At 65.4% G+C, this 15,978-nt stretch carries 24 protein-coding genes; 22 read left to right on the forward strand and 2 right to left on the reverse strand.

From position 1 onward, the window contains the following. Nucleotides 1-11: 11 nt before the first annotated feature. From WC704_RS17060 to WC704_RS17120, 13 genes are read left to right on the forward strand one after another with little or no spacing between them, the layout of a single operon-like run. On the forward strand, nt 12-1,037 hold the full coding sequence (locus WC704_RS17060; protein ID WP_372892110.1) for a hypothetical protein: 1,026 nt from the start codon (nt 12-14) through the stop codon (nt 1,035-1,037). Between the two features lie 29 nt (nt 1,038-1,066). Then, on the forward strand, nt 1,067-2,020 hold the full coding sequence (locus WC704_RS17065) for a DUF5309 domain-containing protein (RefSeq protein WP_372892112.1): 954 nt from the start codon (nt 1,067-1,069) through the stop codon (nt 2,018-2,020). 52 nt (nt 2,021-2,072) lie between these two features. Then, a complete protein-coding gene (locus WC704_RS17070) occupies nt 2,073-2,438 on the forward strand; it encodes a hypothetical protein (RefSeq protein ID WP_372892114.1) in 366 nt (121 codons plus the stop codon). Next, nucleotides 2,438-2,674, forward strand: a complete 237-nt coding sequence (locus WC704_RS17075; RefSeq protein WP_372892116.1) for a hypothetical protein — start codon at nt 2,438-2,440, stop codon at nt 2,672-2,674. The genes WC704_RS17070 and WC704_RS17075 overlap by 1 nt, the downstream gene beginning before the upstream one ends. Further along, the gene (locus WC704_RS17080; RefSeq protein WP_372892118.1) at nt 2,674-2,955 is read left to right on the forward strand and encodes a hypothetical protein; all 282 of its coding nucleotides are present in this window, start codon (nt 2,674-2,676) and stop codon (nt 2,953-2,955) included. The genes WC704_RS17075 and WC704_RS17080 overlap by 1 nt, the downstream gene beginning before the upstream one ends. Further along, nucleotides 2,952-3,593, forward strand: a complete 642-nt coding sequence (locus tag WC704_RS17085; protein ID WP_372892120.1) for a hypothetical protein — start codon at nt 2,952-2,954, stop codon at nt 3,591-3,593. The genes WC704_RS17080 and WC704_RS17085 overlap by 4 nt, the downstream gene beginning before the upstream one ends. Then, nucleotides 3,590-5,053, forward strand: a complete 1,464-nt coding sequence (locus WC704_RS17090) for a hypothetical protein (RefSeq protein WP_372892122.1) — start codon at nt 3,590-3,592, stop codon at nt 5,051-5,053. Before WC704_RS17085 ends, WC704_RS17090 begins: the two co-directional genes overlap by 4 nt. Beyond that, nucleotides 5,050-5,355 (forward strand): hypothetical protein, encoded by a 306-nt coding sequence (locus WC704_RS17095; RefSeq protein WP_372892124.1) that lies wholly within the window; start codon nt 5,050-5,052, stop codon nt 5,353-5,355. The genes WC704_RS17090 and WC704_RS17095 overlap by 4 nt, the downstream gene beginning before the upstream one ends. Nucleotides 5,356-5,359: 4 nt before the next feature. After that, a complete protein-coding gene (locus WC704_RS17100; RefSeq protein ID WP_372892126.1) occupies nt 5,360-5,977 on the forward strand; it encodes a hypothetical protein in 618 nt (205 codons plus the stop codon). Further along, complete coding sequence (locus WC704_RS17105) at nt 5,977-6,921, forward strand: hypothetical protein (protein ID WP_372892128.1); 945 nt, start codon at nt 5,977-5,979, stop codon at nt 6,919-6,921. The genes WC704_RS17100 and WC704_RS17105 overlap by 1 nt, the downstream gene beginning before the upstream one ends. 9 nt (nt 6,922-6,930) lie before the next feature. Next, on the forward strand, nt 6,931-7,932 hold the full coding sequence (locus tag WC704_RS17110; protein WP_372892130.1) for a hypothetical protein: 1,002 nt from the start codon (nt 6,931-6,933) through the stop codon (nt 7,930-7,932). 3 nt (nt 7,933-7,935) lie between these two features. Further along, nucleotides 7,936-8,964, forward strand: a complete 1,029-nt coding sequence (locus WC704_RS17115; RefSeq protein WP_372892132.1) for a hypothetical protein — start codon at nt 7,936-7,938, stop codon at nt 8,962-8,964. Next, nucleotides 8,965-10,740 (forward strand): hypothetical protein, encoded by a 1,776-nt coding sequence (locus WC704_RS17120; RefSeq protein WP_372892134.1) that lies wholly within the window; start codon nt 8,965-8,967, stop codon nt 10,738-10,740. On the opposite strand, the gene WC704_RS17125 is transcribed toward WC704_RS17120, so the two are convergent. Beyond that, nucleotides 10,711-10,863: a hypothetical protein gene (locus tag WC704_RS17125; RefSeq protein ID WP_372892136.1), complete on the reverse strand. Its 153-nt coding sequence runs from the start codon at nt 10,861-10,863 to the stop codon at nt 10,711-10,713. The two genes, WC704_RS17120 and WC704_RS17125, sit on opposite strands and share 30 nt — an antisense overlap. A 17-nt stretch (nt 10,864-10,880) precedes the next feature. Between WC704_RS17125 and WC704_RS17130 the strand changes: the two genes are divergently transcribed. The 9 genes from WC704_RS17130 to WC704_RS17170 all read left to right on the forward strand — a co-directional run bounded on the left by WC704_RS17130 (nt 10,881) and on the right by WC704_RS17170 (nt 15,596). Beyond that, the gene (locus WC704_RS17130; RefSeq protein ID WP_372892138.1) at nt 10,881-11,393 is read left to right on the forward strand and encodes a hypothetical protein; all 513 of its coding nucleotides are present in this window, start codon (nt 10,881-10,883) and stop codon (nt 11,391-11,393) included. A gap of 3 nt (nt 11,394-11,396) precedes the next feature. Further along, complete coding sequence (locus WC704_RS17135; protein WP_372892140.1) at nt 11,397-11,714, forward strand: hypothetical protein; 318 nt, start codon at nt 11,397-11,399, stop codon at nt 11,712-11,714. Then, nucleotides 11,714-12,550, forward strand: a complete 837-nt coding sequence (locus WC704_RS17140; RefSeq protein ID WP_372892142.1) for a hypothetical protein — start codon at nt 11,714-11,716, stop codon at nt 12,548-12,550. Before WC704_RS17135 ends, WC704_RS17140 begins: the two co-directional genes overlap by 1 nt. Continuing rightward, nucleotides 12,547-12,720, forward strand: a complete 174-nt coding sequence (locus tag WC704_RS17145; RefSeq protein WP_372892144.1) for a hypothetical protein — start codon at nt 12,547-12,549, stop codon at nt 12,718-12,720. Before WC704_RS17140 ends, WC704_RS17145 begins: the two co-directional genes overlap by 4 nt. Next, nucleotides 12,717-13,913 carry a hypothetical protein gene (locus tag WC704_RS17150; RefSeq protein ID WP_372892146.1) on the forward strand — a complete coding sequence of 399 codons (1,197 nt, stop codon included), beginning with the start codon at nt 12,717-12,719 and terminating at the stop codon, nt 13,911-13,913. Before WC704_RS17145 ends, WC704_RS17150 begins: the two co-directional genes overlap by 4 nt. Further along, the gene (locus WC704_RS17155) at nt 13,910-14,329 is read left to right on the forward strand and encodes a hypothetical protein (RefSeq protein ID WP_372892148.1); all 420 of its coding nucleotides are present in this window, start codon (nt 13,910-13,912) and stop codon (nt 14,327-14,329) included. The genes WC704_RS17150 and WC704_RS17155 overlap by 4 nt, the downstream gene beginning before the upstream one ends. Nucleotides 14,330-14,408: 79 nt before the next feature. Continuing rightward, nucleotides 14,409-14,756, forward strand: a complete 348-nt coding sequence (locus WC704_RS17160) for a hypothetical protein (protein WP_372892150.1) — start codon at nt 14,409-14,411, stop codon at nt 14,754-14,756. 1 nt (nt 14,757) lies between these two features. Further along, complete coding sequence (locus WC704_RS17165; RefSeq protein ID WP_372892152.1) at nt 14,758-15,177, forward strand: hypothetical protein; 420 nt, start codon at nt 14,758-14,760, stop codon at nt 15,175-15,177. Continuing rightward, nucleotides 15,177-15,596 (forward strand): 3TM-type holin, encoded by a 420-nt coding sequence (locus tag WC704_RS17170; protein WP_372892154.1) that lies wholly within the window; start codon nt 15,177-15,179, stop codon nt 15,594-15,596. The genes WC704_RS17165 and WC704_RS17170 overlap by 1 nt, the downstream gene beginning before the upstream one ends. Here WC704_RS17170 and WC704_RS17175 read toward each other — a convergent pair. Then, the coding region (locus WC704_RS17175; RefSeq protein ID WP_372892156.1) for a hypothetical protein at nt 15,589-15,978 on the reverse strand (390 nt) is incomplete at its 5' end. The genes WC704_RS17170 and WC704_RS17175 overlap by 8 nt on opposite strands.

Below are 15,978 nucleotides of genomic sequence, written 5' to 3' on the forward strand. Positions count from 1 at the left end.
GTCAACGCGCAATGGACACTGACGAAGCAACCGACATCAATTCAGCAGCCGACGCACTGGTTGCCCGCATGGAATCACGCGGGAAGCCGGCCAAGGCCGAGAAAGTGGAGGATGCAGGCGAAGAGGACGAGCCCGAACAGGAAACTGCCGACGGCGAGCCCGAAGAGTCCGACGAAACCGAAGAAGAGGACGCCGACGAGGCCGAATCAGACGAGGAAAACGAGGACGATGCGACCGAAAAGGCCGCGAGCGACAAAAAGCCCGAAATTACCGACGACATCACCGTCAAGGTGAAGGTCAACGGCGAAGAGCGCGAGGTTCCTTTTTCGGAACTGCGCAAGGGCTACATGATGGGCGCGGATTACACCCGCAAGACGCAGGAACTCGCTGAACATCGGCGCGGTTTCACGGCTCACGCCCAGCAGTACGAAGCAGGAATCAAGCAACGAGTGGACGAGCTTGGTTTTCTCGCACAGACGTTCATGCAGCACCTGACGAACCTCGAAGGTTCGACGGACTGGAACGACCTGCGGCAGAAAAACCCGGCTGAATACGCCGCGCGACAGCAAGATATCCAGCAGCGAAAGGCGCTACTCGGGCGGGCCTTCACGGCCTACCAGACGGCGCAGCAGCAGCAGTCCGGTGTCCAGCAGCAGCACCAGGAGCAACTTATCGCCGACCAGGCGGAAAAGCTCCCGGCGCTGATCCCCGAATGGCTCGACGTGGACGTTGCCAACCGCGAGAAGGGCGAGGTGGCTCAGTACCTGAGCACTCTCGGCGTTCCTGCGGAGCAACTGAACACGCTCCACGATGCCCTGACGGTGGCCATTGCCCGCAAGGCGATGATGTGGGACCGGATGCAGACTGGAAAGCAGCAGGCCGCCAAAGCCAAGCAAAAGCCCGTGCCGAAGTTCACCGGCACCGGCCCGCGCGACGCGAACGCATCCAAGCCCAAGACCCAGAAGCTCGCCGAACGCGCCAAGCGCAGCGGCCGTTTCGAGGACTGGGGTAATGCGCTGGCGGCCAAGTATTCGTGACCCCTACTTGACCTGATTCGGAGACTCACATGGCTATCCCCAGCAACACTTTCGACACCTACGCCGCAATCGGCATCCGGGAAGACCTCTCGGACATGATTGCCAACATCAGCCCGACGCAGACGCCGTTCATCACGTCCTGCAAAAAGGGAACCTGCTCCAATCGCCTGACCGAGTGGCAGACCGATGCGCTCGCGTCGACCGACACCGCCAATGCGGTGATCGAGGGCGACGACGCCACGCTCGACGCGGTGACGCCGACGGTTCGGCTCAACAACTACACCCAGATCAGCGACAAGACTGCGGTCATTTCAGGCACCGAGGAATCGGTCAAGAAGGCCGGCCGTGCGCGCGAGATGGCATATCAGATTGCCAAGAAGACCAAGGAGCTGAAGCGCGACATGGAAGCGATCGCGCTGATGAACCAGGCCAAGGCCGCCGGCACGACGGGCGCCACGGCGCGCAAGCTCGGCTCGGTCCTGTCGTGGATCGGCACGAACGACGACTTCGGCGCCGGCGCGGGCGCATCCCCGGTGGGCGCTGACGGTTCGGCAACTCGCACGGACGGCACGCAGCGCGCGTTCACCGAGTCGCAGCTCAAGACCGTGCTGCAAGGCTGCTACACCGAAGGCGGCGACCCGACCGTCATCATGTGCGGCGCGTTCAACAAGCAGGTTGCGTCCACCTTCACCGGCGGCGCGACGAAGTTCGACAAGAGCGAGGACAGCACGCTGTACGCCGCCTTCGACGTGTACAAGTCGGACTTCGGCACGCTCAAGATCGTCCCCAATCGCTTCATGCGCACCCGCGACTGTCTGGTGCTGGACATGGACTACTGGGAACTCGCGTACCTGCGCGCGCCGCGCACCTGGCCGCTGGCCAAGACCGGCGACACCGAGAAGAACCAGATTCTCGTGGAGTGGACGATCAAGTCGCTCCAGGAGAAGGCTTCGGGCGGCGTCTTCGATCTGACCACGTCGTAAGGAACAGGGGAGGGGGCGGAAACGCCCCCTCCTTCAAACAGGAGAGCATCGCATGGCATACCCCTACGTTCCCCCGGTCAGCACCAAGTTTCTGACGGTGATGATCGAAGACGTGTCGACGGCCGGTCAGATTTACGTCGTCCCCGGCTTTCGCGGCAAGATCAAGAAGATCAACTCGGTCCTCAACGGCGCAATCGCGACGGCCAACGCAGTGCTGACGGCGAAGATTGCCGGCACTGCCGTTACCGGCAGCACGGTCACCATCGCATTCTCAGGCTCGGCGGCTGGCGACATCGACACGGCGACGCCCACGGCGGCGAACTATTTTACCGACGAGCAGGCCATCGAGATCGAAACGGACGGCGGTTCGGACAACGCGGTGCAGGTTGTCGTGACGCTGGAGCTGGAGACGATCTGATGAAGAACGAAGCCGGCTACCTGAAACCGTTTCTGTCGGATGCGGCGACTCCGCATACGGTATCCGCGTTTGTCGACGTGATCCGCTGCACAGAGACAGGAGCGGCGGCGGTCGCCGTGTTCACGATCAACGGCGTTGCGTGCACAGTCGGGCCGGGGCTCTCGGAGTATTTCCGCGTGGCTCCCGGCTTCGTCGTGTCGTGGACCGGCGCGGGCGAAGTGGTCGAGATGGTGTGATGGGCGACCTCGAAACGCGGATTCACGCATTCGACGATGGTCGCGTGGTGGTCGAGTCGGTGCAGGATGTCGAGCCGGTCCTCGAACACGCGAAGGCGATGCACAACGCCGGCGCCGGGCGCGGCAAGGACTTGCATCACCTTGCTTCATTCCCGGCTGTCGTCGTGGAGCAATACTGCAAGCTCCACGGCATCACGCTGCGTGAGTGGTTGATGAACCCGGTACACGCCGACCGCATGCGCGCTGATCGCGACCTCGCCGGCTTCCGAGTGCTTGGGTGAACTACACCTCGCTCAAGACATCCATCGCCGACTGGATCGCGCGGTCCGACCTCACGTCGGGCACGCTGGATGACCTGATCGACTTTGCCGAGGCGCGCATCAATCGCGAGCTTCGGGTGCGTGCGATGGAGTCGATCTACTTCCGCGAACTGGACAGCGACGCGAGTGCGGCGGTGCCGACGACGTATCGACAGTGGAAGAACGCCTATCTGTACAAGGGCACTCCGGACACGACGGACACGTTCAACGCCTTCGCCAACACGCTCGTGTCGCCGTTGCAGACGACGCAGATGGCCGGCGCCGCGCAGGACTTCCAGTTCTCGCGCGGAAATGGCCTGTGGCTGACGCGCATCGGCCCGCGCTTCTACGTCAGCGGCAAGCCGTCCGGAACGTATAGCCTGGGCGGCATCTACTACGCCGGATTCACGGCGCTGTCCGGGGCCGCGCCGACGAACTGGCTTACGGACACCGCGCCGGACCTGCTGCTGTCCGCGTGCATGTTCGAGGCGGCGACCTACATCAAGAACCAGACCGAGATGCAGTTCTGGGCGGCGCGCACGACGGCGCTGCTGGGTCAGGTACAGGCCGAATCCGACCGTGAACAGTGGTCGGGTGAGCAGATGGTGACGCGGCCGTGAGAATCCAGTACGGCGAATGGCGCCCGGACACGCCGGACCTCGACAACGCCTTGACCGAGGCGCTGAACGCGTTCCCGTACGACACGCACTACCGACCGTTCAACGGGACGGCCGAAATCTCCGACGCCCTACCGGCTGAACCGCTGGCGGCCATCGCCACGGCGGAAGTCGAGAACATCTCGGAAACCTACGCCGCGACGCTGGACACGATCTACCAGTTGACCAGCGGCGGATGGGTGGATGTGACCGGGCCTGCGGTCGTCACTGACGACCCGATGGTCTGGGACTTCGCGCAGTTCGACCGCTACGTGCTGGTCGTCAGCTACAACAACCTGATGCGCTACCGCGAAGTCGGCGCCGTCGTGGACTTTGCCGAAATCACGGACTCACCCAAGGCGCGCGTCGTCGCCGCCGTGCGTGACTTCGTGATGTGCGGAGACATCAACGACCCGACCGACGGCGAGGTGCCATACCGCGTGCGCTGGGGCGCCATTGGAGACCCGCTGACGTGGCCGCTTCCGGGAACGGCGTCTGCCGTCGCGTTGCAGGCCGACGAGAACGACCTGAAGGCCGAGAACGGCAAGGTAATGGCGATTCTCGGCTCTGACGCCGGCATGATCTTTCAGGAACGCGCCATCACCCGCGCATCCTATGTCGGCGCTCCGCTCGTGTTCCGGTTCGACCTGATGGACGGCTCGCGCGGCTTGCGGGCACGCAACGCCGCCGTCCAGTTCGGCCGCGTGGTCTACTTTCTCGCAAAGGACGGATTCTTCGCAAACGACGGAAGCGGTGACTCGACGCCGATCGGCAACGGAAAGGTTGACCGCTGGTTCAACGAAAACGCCGCCGTATCGCGCATCGACTACGTGCAGGCGGTGGCGTTCCCCGACCTCAAGTGCGTGGCGTGGATGTTCTCGGCGTCTGAACTGACGTTCAACGACCACGCGCTGCTGTTCAACTACACGACCGGGCGCTGGACGCATGCGGAAGTCAACACCGTCCTCGCGCTGACGGGGCGCACGCGCAGTTACACGCTCGAAGAACTCGACGCATTCGGAACGCTCGAAACGCTGCCGGCTTCGCTGGATTCGGAAGTGTGGCAGGGCGGCGCCGGCTTTCCGGCCGTCATCACGCAGAACTACAAGCTGGCGAGCTTCGACGGCACCGCGCTGGAGGCGATGCTCGAGACGGGTTCGTTTGGCCTCGACGGGCGCCGGACCTTCGTCAACGGCATTCGCCCGCTGATCCAGGGCGGGACCGCGCAGATCACGCTGGGCACGCAAAAGACGCTGGACGAGGCGGTGACGTGGGGCACGGAAATGGCCACGACGACCGCCACGGGCAAGGCCGACTTCCGGTCGTCCGCGTTCTTCCATCGTGTCCGCGCCAGGGTGCCGTCAGGCTTCACCAAAGCGGTCGGCATCGACGCGCTGGTCAATCAGGACGACGGTGAGCGATGACAACACCGATCAGACAGGAAGGCGCGACCGCAGAACTGCTGCGCGACGCCACTACGACGATCAACCTGATCTTGCAGGGGCGGATCAACTCGTTCGGCTCGTTCACCGTGGGCGCTGCGGCAACGTCGACCGTCGTGCCCGATGTGAACGCCTACGCCTCGTCGGTGCCGCTACTGATGCCGGCCAACGCCACGGCGGCTGCGATGGCGCCCTACGTCAGCGCCCGCGCAACCGGCTCGTTCACGCTCACCCATGCCGCGCCCGGTGCGAGTGCGGATTTCCTCTACGTGCTTCTGGGATAGACCAATGGCCACCAATCTCGATCTCCGCAACGTCTCCCCCAACATCGCGAACTACCTGTCGCGGTATTCGTCCAAGGGCGACATGAGCAAGTACCAAGGACCGCCGGGGCAAGTCGGGCAGCAGGAGCTTGCCGCGCAACTGGCCTACATGCGCGACCCGAACCGACTCGCCGGCAGCGGCCTGACGACCGGCGGCGGCCCGTTGCAGGGTGGCGCGGCTCCGCAGGGCGGCCTGCTGACGCGCCGCGACCAGGTTCAGGCGGCACTCGCGCGCATGCCGGAGGCGCAGCGGCAGGCGCTGATGCAGGCGGCGATGGCGCGGCAGGGCGGCGGGGCGGCGGGTGGCATGCTGGCCCCGTCCGGTGGATCTCCGGTACAGCCCGGGGGCGGCTGGGGCGGCGCGCAGACCTCGCAGCCGTCCGCCGGCTGGTCGTCCGGGTTCGGTTTCGGCGGCATGAATGGTATGGCAGCACCCAGCTACGTCCCGCCGATGCAGATGATGCCTATTAGCGCAGCCGGCGGGGCGGGCGCCGGAATGTACGGCGGCATGGCGCAGCAGCAGCCCGCGCAGTCTGGATTCGGCTTCGGCGCCCAGCGACCGTTCTGGGGCGGGGGCGGCTGATGCCCGTCCGGATCGAACTCCCGTACGACCTGTTTCAGCAGGTCAATACTCCGCTGATGTCGGCGGACGGCACCGTCATGCGTCCGGGAACGGGCCTGCCGTACATGCCGGGGGCGACGCCGACCGGCGCAACGGGGCAGCCGACACCGGGCGGGCCGGCGCCGTGGACCTCGCCGTCGCAGCCGCAGCAGTTCACATCGGCGCCGATGTCGCAGTACGAGGCCGGCGTCAACCTGATGCGCGACCTGTACGGGCCTGGGCAATCGGACCTGCTGTTGCAGCAGCTCAACGTGCAGATGCCGGACTATCGCGGCGGCGTGGACTGGGGCGCCGGACTGGGACCGGGCGTTGGCGGTAACAACAACGGCAGGCAGTCCCCGAGCGACACGACAACCTCGCCGCCGGGAACCCTGCCGCGCGTGAACCAGAACGGCAACCTCGTCAGCGGCGTCGATTATGTCTGGGGCGGTCGGCCGCCGGGTGGCGAGGGGCTGACGGCTGGCGGCGACTTGAATATCGGTAGTGGTGGCATTCTCGACTGGGGGCGCGAACACGCTGGGGATATTGGCCGACTTGTCGGCGGCGCAGGTGGCGGCCCCCTGGGTGCGGTGATTCTCGGTGGGCTTGGCGACTACATCAGCGGCGGCGGCATGGGCACGACGCCGGTCTCCGGCAGCGATGAGTACGGCATCATGCCGGCCACGCCCGGCGGCGTCGCGGTGAATCCGCAGCCGATCAGCCCGCTGACCGAACAGCCGACATCAGCTTACGCGAACTACGCGTTTGGCTTGGGTGGGCCGTCGGCAAGCGGCGGCACGGTTGGCGGGTTTTACGCGGGGCAGGGCGGAGGCACGACATCGGGCGCTGGGATGGGCGCTTGGGAAGCAGAAAAAGACGCCATGCTGGAAAAATGGATGAACCGCTGGCGCAACCAGAATTCATGAGGAACGACCATGCCCGCAACAACCGGCAGTGAAATCGACTGGGGCGCAATCGGCTCCGCGCTTTTTGGCGCGGTCGCGGGCGCGAACAGCGGCGGCGGCCAAGGCCCGCAGACCACGACGAGCAACCTCGCGCCGTGGCAGGTTCCCTACGTCCAGCAGGGGCTGAACGCCGCCTCGCAACTGTTCTCGCAGGGGCCGCAGCAGCCGTATCCCAATGCTGGCGTGGCGCCGCTGTCACAGACGACGCTGGGCGGCATTGCGGGGCTCGCCAGCCCCTCCAACGTGCAGGCGTACCAGAACATCGGCTCTTACCTCGCCGGGCAGGCGACGCAGCCGACGCAGGCGCCCATCGTCGGCGCGGCGAACGTGGGCGAGCAGCAGTACATCGACCGATCGCTGGGCGGCGGCTACCTGAACGCGAACCCGTGGCTGGACAAGAGCTACGAACAGGCGGCGCGTGGCGTGATGTCCGGCGTCAACTCGCAGTTCGCATCCGGCGGCCGGCTCAACTCCGGCGCGTCACAGCGGGCACTGTCGGGCGGGCTCGGGGATCTGGCGACGAACCTTTACGGCGGCGCGTACGAGGCCGAGCGTCAGCGCCAGCAGCAGACCGCGCAGCTCGCGCAGGGGCGCTCCGGGCAGATCAACCAGATCGCGCAGGGCAACCAGCAGGCGGTGCAGAACGCGCAGAACGCGGGGCGCGGCTACGGCCTGCAAGCGGCCGACCAGGCGATGGACGCACAGGACGCCATCATGCGCGCATACGCCGGCCAGCAGGCGGCAGGCGGCACGCTGGACACGCAGGCGCAGCGGATGCTGAACGACCAGATGCAGCGCTATCAGCAGTCGCAACAGGCGCCGTGGCAGAACATCAACCAGTATCTCGGCGCGGTGACGGGCAACTACGGCGGCACGTCACAGACGCAGTACCAGTCGAACCCGTGGCTCGGGGCGCTCGGCGGCGCGGCGACGGGCGCCGGCATCTACGGTTCCCTGTTCGGGGGAGGCTAATCCATGGCCGACATGATCGCTGGGCTGCTCGGGCAACTCCGCCGGCCGGAAGTGTCGCAGGGGCTGCTGGCTCTCGGCGGCTCGCTGATGAACGCGGGCGCACAGGGCGTGCCGACCGGCGCCGGCATCGGGCAGGGCGTGCAGGCATTCCAGCAGGCGCAGCAGCAGTCCGTGTTGTGGCAGCAGCAGCAGGAAGCCGAGGCGCGGCGCAAGCGGTTGCAGGAGATTCAGGAGAAGGCGATTTCGCAGATCACGGATGCGGATATGCGGATGATTGCCGACATCGCTGGGCCTGAGGGGCTGACGCAGTTACTGGTTGCCAAGCAAAAGGCCGTCATTGGCACGGGCACGCCGTCGAACGTTCGCGAGTGGGAGTATTACAACGCGCTGACGCCGGCGCAACAGCAGCAATACCTTGCCATGAAACGCGCGGCGCAGTTCCAGGACTTGGGCGGCTCCATTGCTCCGGTCGATGCACGCACCGCCGCGCTCAATCTGGACGCGGCGACGCCGAAAACGCTGCCGCCGCAGGACTTGCCATCGGTGCGCGGGGCACAGGCCGGAGCGTCGACCGCAGCGAGTGAAGCGGCCAAGTCGGAGGCCGGGCGAAATGAAAAGGCGCCGGCATATGGTTCCTTTCAGATCGCGGCAACGAACATGCTTGAAAGCATCGGCCGCACTCCGACGGGCGGATTCATGGGGGCAACCGGACAATTGTCGCGCGTGACGGACTACCAGAAGGTGCGGCAATTCGACAACCGGAAGGAGCAACTTTCCACCGAGCTGCGCACGTTGTTCCGCATTCCAGGCGAAGGCACGCTCAGCGACCGTGAGCAGGCGCAATATGGGATGCAGTTGCCAGATGTGCGAAACGATCCGGCCGTCAATCGCCAGATCATCGCGGACCTTGAGTCGCGCATCAAAGAGCGGCTCGGCTCCGCTATCGAGCCGGCTGGCCCAGCCACGCAAGCGCCAGACTTCGCGGCTGCGGCGCGGGCGGAACTGGAGCGCCGCAAGGCCGGAGTCCGCTGAATGGACATGACATCGCTGTCCGAAGGCGACCTGGAAGCACTTTCTCGCGGCGACATGCAGTCTGTCAGCGAGGAAGGGCTGCGCGCGCTTGCCGGGCGCCCATCGGCACGCGATCTGTGGCAGCAGGAACTGAAAAAGAACGTCGCCGAGATGTCGCCAGTCGAACAGGGACTCGTCGGCGTCGGTAAGGCATTCGTGGATGTCGGTCGCGGCGCCAAGCAACTGCTGAACATCGGCGACCAGGAAGCGCTCAAGCGCGAGATCGAGGAATCGAGAGTCAGGGATGCGCCGATTCTCGATACTGGCGCCGGCATGGCGGGCAATGTTCTCGGGAACGTCGCTGCGTTCGCGCCGGCTGCGTTCATTCCGGGCGCGAATACGCTGATCGGCGCAACCCTGATCGGCGGCGCTTCCGGGGCGCTGTCGCCAACGGTGACGACGCAAGAGGCGCTCATGGGGCCGGCTATCGGCGCCGCCGCTGGTCCGGCCGGTCTACTGGCTGGAAGAGGGGCTGCGGCGCTCACCGGCACAGCGCGCGGGCTTCTGGAACCGCTCACAGCGCGCGGGCAGGAACGCATCGCGCAACGCATCTATTCCGGTTTCGCAGGAGGCGGTGACCGGGCGCGTCAGGCTGCGACCAACATCCGCAGCGCGGCCGACCTGAACATTCCCGGATACCAGCCCACGGCGGCGGAACTGGCGAACAATCCGGGAGTGGCGCAGTTGCAGCGGTCGCTGCTGAACAATCCGGACGTGAACTCGGCCATCACCGGACGCGCACAGGCCAATCGTGGCGCGCTCGAATCGGCGCTGACGAACATTGCCGGAGACGAGGCGCAACTTGCAGCCGCAACAACGGCGCGAGGCGCTGCGGTAAGGCCGCTGTATGACGCGCTCTATGCGTCGAACATCATGCCCGACCAGCAGTTCACGGCGCTTGCGCAGCGGCCTGCCATGCAGGAGGCAATTCGTCGAGCGGAAGGACTGGCAGCCGAGGGCGGGGCGCCGGCATCACCGGGCGAGTTCCTGCACAACGTCAAGATGGCGCTCGACGACATGCTCGAAACAGGGCCGCAGCGCGGTGTCGGCGGCAGGGAGGCGGGCAGGGTACGGGCGACGCGCAATCAGTTCGTGAACTGGTTCGAGCGGCAGTCTCCGGACTTTGAAGCCGCGAACCGCATCTATCGCGAGATGTCGCAGCCGGTCGGACAGATGCAGATCGGGCAAGAACTGGTCGAGCGATTCCGGCCGGCGCTCGCTGACTACGGCGCGAACACGCGCACGACGGCAGAAACCTACGCGCGCTCGCTGCGCAACGCCGACGAGACGGCGCGGCGCGCTACTGGGTTTGAAGGCGCCACCATGCGCGGATTGCTCGCCCCGCAGGCGATGGAAACGGTCGAGAACGTGGGCCGTGCACTTGGTCGACGCGTGAACGCTGAAGAACTCGGCCGCGCGCCAGGCTCCCCGACCGCGCAGAACCTGATCGCGCAGAACTTCATTCAGCAAGTAGCGGGTCCGCTCGGATTGCCGCAGACGCTGAGTCAGAACGTGCTTGCGCAGACGCTTGCGCGGCCGATTCAGTGGGCCGGCAGGCTGGCGGAACCGCGTGTTGTGCAGCGGCTCGCTGAAATCGGCCTGAATCCGCAGGAAGCGGCCGACATCCTCTCGCGTGCGGCTGATCCTGATCGGGCGCTTGAGGCGCTGCTGCGCCGTCAGTCGCTGCTGGGCACTTCTGCGGCAGCTCTAGGTGCGAGCAATGCGGCGCAGCAATAGACGCTTGACGCGCCCTTCCGGGTACACCCGTGCGAATGCATGCGCGAGCGGACGGACGACGAGCGCGAACAGAAGCAGCAGCACCAGCGGCTTAATGAGAATCGATAGCGTCATCGTCGTCATAGCCTGAGACTATCACAATGACCACCAAGCTACAGAGCTACTCAACAACGCCGGCGAGCAACAACAGTTCGCCGCCCAACGGATGGCCGGAAGGTCAGGCGCCGTCGTCGGTGAACAACTGCGCGCGGGAGATGATGGCGCGGATGCGCGAGTGGTATCAGGACGCGGAGTGGATCGGACTGGGGCATACGATCAACAGCGCGAGCGGCTCCGACATCGTGCTGTCGGGCGACGTGTCGGCCTACTACCCCATCGGCCGCGCCGTGCGCGCTGACAGCGTTGTAGGCCGTGTGACGAACACCGTGTTCGCGACCAATACGACCGTCACCGTGTCCGTCATCACCTTTGCCGGCGCGCCGACGACGTGGGAGGTCGGGCTTGTCTCGTCCGACGATTCGCTGCCGCTGCCGACTCTCGCCATCACCGATCTAGACGAGGGCACGCTGGAAGAAGGCGGCCTCGTCTCCGCTACTGCAACCGCGCTTCTGCCGCTGTCTGCGGCCGAGGTTCACTGGATGTTTGGAGGCTGAATCATGGCACTTGGAAGGATTGCGGTACACGACATCGCCGTCGCTGCCACGGACGAGACGTTGTTCGACTTCACGGAGGCGTCGTCGGTTGACGTGACGGTCTGCAACCGGAACGCTACGTCGGTGACGATCCGCCTGGCCGTGATCGACGGCGCGATTGGCGCGCTGGCGAGCGAGGACTACGTTTACTACGACTTCACGGTCAACGCGAACGACAGTCAACCGCTGATGAGCCATGAGGCGATCAGCGCGAACGAACTGATCATGGTCCGCGCGAGCAACACCGGCGTGTCGTTCCGACTGAGCGGGAGGGGCGCGTAATGGCCATTCCAGCGCATGATTCCGGCAATACGCTGATCGACATCCAGGAGTTCCCCAGCTCCGGCACATGGACGAAGGCCGCGTGGGCGGACAACAAGGCCGTCGTGAGCTGGGAAATCATCGGCGCCGGCGCCAGCGGTGCAAGCGGACGCAGCACGGCGACGGCGGTGGCCGGCGGCGGTGGCGGTGGCGGCGCGAAGGTCATCGGAGAGTCCACGGCGGACGAGTTCTCGGCCACTGAAACGGTCACGATCGGTGCTGGTGGCGTTGCCGGCGCTGCGACCGCGAACGGGACCGCAGGCACGGCAGGCGGCGCTACGTCATTTGCGAACCTCTACGCGCGCGGTGGACTGGGCTCGACGCCGGCCAGCGGATCATCTCCGGGCGGCCTTGGCGGCCTGTCCGGATTCAGCGGGCTGGGATTCTATGCGGGCGGCGATGGCGGGGCCGGTTCGACCGGCGTCACCATAACCACAACGCCCACCAGCGCAGGCGCTCCGGGCGGCGGCGGTGGTGTCAACTCCAGTGTGGATACTGACCCCGGCAGCACGGGCGGCTATCCCGCTGATGGATCATCCTCGCTTGCGGGCATTGGTAACGCGGGCGCTGACGGTTCCGCAGGAACGGCGCGCACGACCCCGACCTACACAGGCGGCGGCGGCGGCGGCGGCACGGGCGACGTGACATCTGCAACAGCCCATGCCGGCGGCGTCGGCGGCAACTACGGGGCCGGCGGCGGCGGTGGCGGTACTCGCACAGCCGCAACTGCCGCAACAGCCGCAGGCGGCAACGGCGCTCAGGGCTTTGCCCGCATCGTCACACGGAGGGCTGCGTGATGTACGCACTGGTCAAGGGTGGTTTCGTCGTCAACATCATCGTGTGGGACGGCGTTTCGAGCTACACCCCGCCTGCCGGTCATGATCTGGTCGCCTACGCGGCCGGGTGCGTGATCGGCGGGACGTGGGATGGCGTGGACTTCGGACCCATTCCCGAACCCGCCCCGTGATCGTTCTCGACAACGACCGCTACCCGTTCGGCCCGGACCGCGCAGGGGAGTTCGAGAGGGTCATCCAGCAGGTCGCGGACCGCGGCTGCACGTCGGCGACCATCGACGGCCGGCACAACTTCGACCGGGCGATGAAGGTCCGCACCCCGACGGCGTTCAACGGCCGAGAGAAGGGGCTGACCATCTCCGGTACAGGGCAGTTCTCGACCTCGCTGGTGGCTACGGGTGCGAACCGATCCGGCGTGCTGCACGTCCACCGGGGCGACAACAGGGTGCAGGTCATCGTCAAGGAGATGGCGCTGCTGTCCGAGGTGCTGGCAAGCGACACCGTGGACAACGGCGTGATGTTGCAGGTCACGGCCGAGCATCCGGAAGGTCAGCCGGGAGCCGGCGACCATCGCATCCACAACTTCCGTGGCGACGAACTGTTCGTCGGTCCCGAGGGGCCGGAACCGCACAAGCGCGGTCGGTTCAAGATCGGCATCGACCTCAACGATATGTTCTACCCGAAACTCACTGACGTGCGGGTGGAGACCAACGCCGGACCGGACGTGGCGGAGTACGGCATCCGCATCACCGGCTGCTACGACCCGTGGGTGATCCGGCCGTACGTCTGGGGCCGCTTCAAGTACGGTGTGCGCACGAACAGCCGCGCATCAGGCGAGACGTACGAGGGCGGGAGAGTCGAAGGCGGCAACATCGTTCACCCAGACTTCTGCGTGTGGGTCGACCACACGTTCGACAACGACTGGTTGTACGAGCCGGGGTTCCATCTCATCGGCAACCACCTGAACCCGTGGAGCTACGGCGCGGTGTTCACGAAGCACAGGCACCTCGTCATCCAAGGCAACCAGTTCTACGCGCCCAACGGCAGCTGGGACCGCAGCGTGCCGCAGACGGTCGGGCTGTGGCTCATCAAGGCGGCCGAGGCAACCATCAGCGGCAACCAGTTTCTCGAGCCCGGCTACTACACCGACGACGCGAACTGCTCGGTCGGGATCAAGATGGGCGCCGGCGTGCAGGGCATCGACATCGGCGTCAACACATGGAACACCGGCGGCATCGGCGTGCTGAACGAGTCGCAGGGCAAGAACACGATGCTGCGTTGGCCGCACAGCAAGGGCCAGCGCGACGGGCAGTGGGCGCCGTACAAGCATGTCGTCGACCGCACTGGAACGCTGGAAATCGCATGATCTACCGCCCCAAGCACTTCAAGCTCACCGAGCTGGTCGACCCCGACATCTACGCCGCGCGGGGCGACCGTGCGTGGGAGCTGTTGCAACCGGCGATCCTCGTCGCGCTGGACGACCTACGGGCAGCCTTCGGTCCGGTCGTCGTCAACAACTGGGCGGACGGCGGGCCGTACAAGGAATCGGGACTGCGGACGTTCACGACCAAGACCGGCGCCCCGTACTCCATGCATCGGTTCGGCGGGGCGATGGACTGCAAGATCGGTATCCCGTCTGCGGAAGCGGTGGATTACATCGTCAAGCATCGACTGCGCTTTCCGACCATCACGACGATGGAGCGACCAGAAGCGACCCCGACCTGGCTGCACATTGATTGTCGCAACCACGGGCGGGATGATATATGGATCGTCAACCCATAGGAGAAACGAGTATGTCAGGCGGCGGACCCGGACCAGTGAAGAAGTCAAAGCCCATCAAACCGGCCAAGCGCACGCGCAGATGACGCGCGCGGTGGCCATTCTGGCGGCCGTGATGCTCGCGCACTACGGCTATCTCACGGTAGACGAACAGGCTCAATCGTGGGCGTTCTACATCCTGCGCGGCGTCGAGGGTTCCGTACTCGGTATCGCGCTGCTGGGCACGTTCCCGCCCGGTCTGCCGCGCATTGTCGGCACTGCTGCGTGCTGGCTGCTGATATTTGAGGAAGGACAGACGGCGCTGTGTGGCTACCTGTCGTCGGAAGGCTCGCCGAACGGGCTGTGTGTCGAATTGTTCGGAGGTAATGGATATGCCTTGCTCATCTGTTGTGCAGCCGCCTGTATCGCATGGAAGCGACGCGGAACGTAGTGTGGCATTCGTCATGCTCGGCGCCTGCGGGCTGTCGGCGCTGACGCTTGACCCGTCATTCATCATCCTCGGCGTGCTGGTTCTGGCGCTATTCCCACTCACCGCAGTTTCGGTCGGAGAACTAGCGATGGCCGGACCAAAAGAGAAAAGAACAGGCTCGCCAGGACGCAGGCAGAAGGACCACGAGCTTTGGGCACTAGCCAAGGCCGCCTTCGAGAAAGCCGCGCAGGCGGACACGGCGATCTCGCGGCACATCGCCGTCTGCGAAGAGCAGAACCGGACGATCATTGAAAAACTGACCACGCAGGACAAGTGGCGTGAGGCGGATGTTTCGTTCCAGCGCAAACTGTTCGTCGGCGCACTGAGCGCGCTCGCGCTGCTGCTGGCGCAGATCGTGGGCAAGGCGACGGGGCTGCTGTAATGGCACTCGACCCGCTGACCGCCATTCTGGACATCGGTGGCAAGATCATCGACAAGGTGTTCCCGGACCCAGTGCAGCGCGACGCGGCGCGGCTGGCCATGTTGCAGGCTCAGCAGCGTGGCGAACTGGAAGAGGTCAATGTGCGTTTGTCGGCAATCATGGCAGAAGCCAAAAGCACAGATCCGTGGACAAGTCGGGCGCGACCATCGTTCCTGTACGTTGTCTACATCCTCATCCTGACCGCGATCCCGATGGGCATTCTGTCGGCGTTCAGCGCGGAGACTGCGGCAGCGATTGCGGCAGGGTTCAAAGCCTGGCTGGCGTCGATTCCGCCCGACATCGTCGAGCTATTCCAGTGGGTGATGCTCGGGTACATCGGCGGCAGATCGTTCGAGAAGGTCAAGGGCGCGGCTAAGTAGCCTTCCCCGCCTCGATCATGGCGCGGTTCTCCGGCGTGTCCGGCATCCAAGCAATCGGTTCGTGCGCGCTCAAGAACTTCTCGTTGCTGAACCAGTCTCCGTCTGTTTGGCGCCACGCCTCGACAACGATCAGGCATTCCATCGGATGATTCGGCGTGACCGGCCCAGGCTTGCGCCAGCCCTCCGGTATCGCGGGCTGCGGGGCGCCCTTCGGCGGCGGTGTCCACGTCGGCGCAGGCTGCGGGGTGGCATAGACCTCGCACCCGCCAATGGCGAGGATTAGGCCGATCTGCATGTCGTCTAGCGACAACGAAACGCGGCCATCGCTAACGCCGAAACGTCCTACCGACTGCGCTCCCATCGCGGCCTCCAGCTCGTCTGA

This window comes from Sphingomonas sp., assembly GCF_041661885.1.
GTDB lineage: Bacteria > Pseudomonadota > Alphaproteobacteria > Sphingomonadales > Sphingomonadaceae > Sphingomonas.

Excerpts from the sequence above, each read along its gene's own strand:
- WC704_RS17060 (WP_372892110.1), top strand. The coding sequence starts at position 12 with ATGGACACTGACGAAGCAACCGACATCAATTCAGCAGCCGACGCACTG.
- WC704_RS17065 (WP_372892112.1), top strand. The coding sequence starts at position 1,067 with ATGGCTATCCCCAGCAACACTTTCGACACCTACGCCGCAATCGGCATC.
- WC704_RS17070 (WP_372892114.1), top strand. The coding sequence starts at position 2,073 with ATGGCATACCCCTACGTTCCCCCGGTCAGCACCAAGTTTCTGACGGTG.
- WC704_RS17075 (WP_372892116.1), top strand. The coding sequence starts at position 2,438 with ATGAAGAACGAAGCCGGCTACCTGAAACCGTTTCTGTCGGATGCGGCG.
- WC704_RS17080 (WP_372892118.1), top strand. The coding sequence starts at position 2,674 with ATGGGCGACCTCGAAACGCGGATTCACGCATTCGACGATGGTCGCGTG.
- WC704_RS17095 (WP_372892124.1), top strand. The coding sequence starts at position 5,050 with ATGACAACACCGATCAGACAGGAAGGCGCGACCGCAGAACTGCTGCGC.
- WC704_RS17100 (WP_372892126.1), top strand. The coding sequence starts at position 5,360 with ATGGCCACCAATCTCGATCTCCGCAACGTCTCCCCCAACATCGCGAAC.
- WC704_RS17105 (WP_372892128.1), top strand. The coding sequence starts at position 5,977 with ATGCCCGTCCGGATCGAACTCCCGTACGACCTGTTTCAGCAGGTCAAT.
- WC704_RS17110 (WP_372892130.1), top strand. The coding sequence starts at position 6,931 with ATGCCCGCAACAACCGGCAGTGAAATCGACTGGGGCGCAATCGGCTCC.
- WC704_RS17115 (WP_372892132.1), top strand. The coding sequence starts at position 7,936 with ATGGCCGACATGATCGCTGGGCTGCTCGGGCAACTCCGCCGGCCGGAA.
- WC704_RS17120 (WP_372892134.1), top strand. The coding sequence starts at position 8,965 with ATGGACATGACATCGCTGTCCGAAGGCGACCTGGAAGCACTTTCTCGC.
- WC704_RS17125 (WP_372892136.1), bottom strand. The coding sequence starts at position 10,863 with ATGACGACGATGACGCTATCGATTCTCATTAAGCCGCTGGTGCTGCTG.
- WC704_RS17130 (WP_372892138.1), top strand. The coding sequence starts at position 10,881 with ATGACCACCAAGCTACAGAGCTACTCAACAACGCCGGCGAGCAACAAC.
- WC704_RS17135 (WP_372892140.1), top strand. The coding sequence starts at position 11,397 with ATGGCACTTGGAAGGATTGCGGTACACGACATCGCCGTCGCTGCCACG.
- WC704_RS17140 (WP_372892142.1), top strand. The coding sequence starts at position 11,714 with ATGGCCATTCCAGCGCATGATTCCGGCAATACGCTGATCGACATCCAG.
- WC704_RS17155 (WP_372892148.1), top strand. The coding sequence starts at position 13,910 with ATGATCTACCGCCCCAAGCACTTCAAGCTCACCGAGCTGGTCGACCCC.
- WC704_RS17160 (WP_372892150.1), top strand. The coding sequence starts at position 14,409 with ATGACGCGCGCGGTGGCCATTCTGGCGGCCGTGATGCTCGCGCACTAC.
- WC704_RS17170 (WP_372892154.1), top strand. The coding sequence starts at position 15,177 with ATGGCACTCGACCCGCTGACCGCCATTCTGGACATCGGTGGCAAGATC.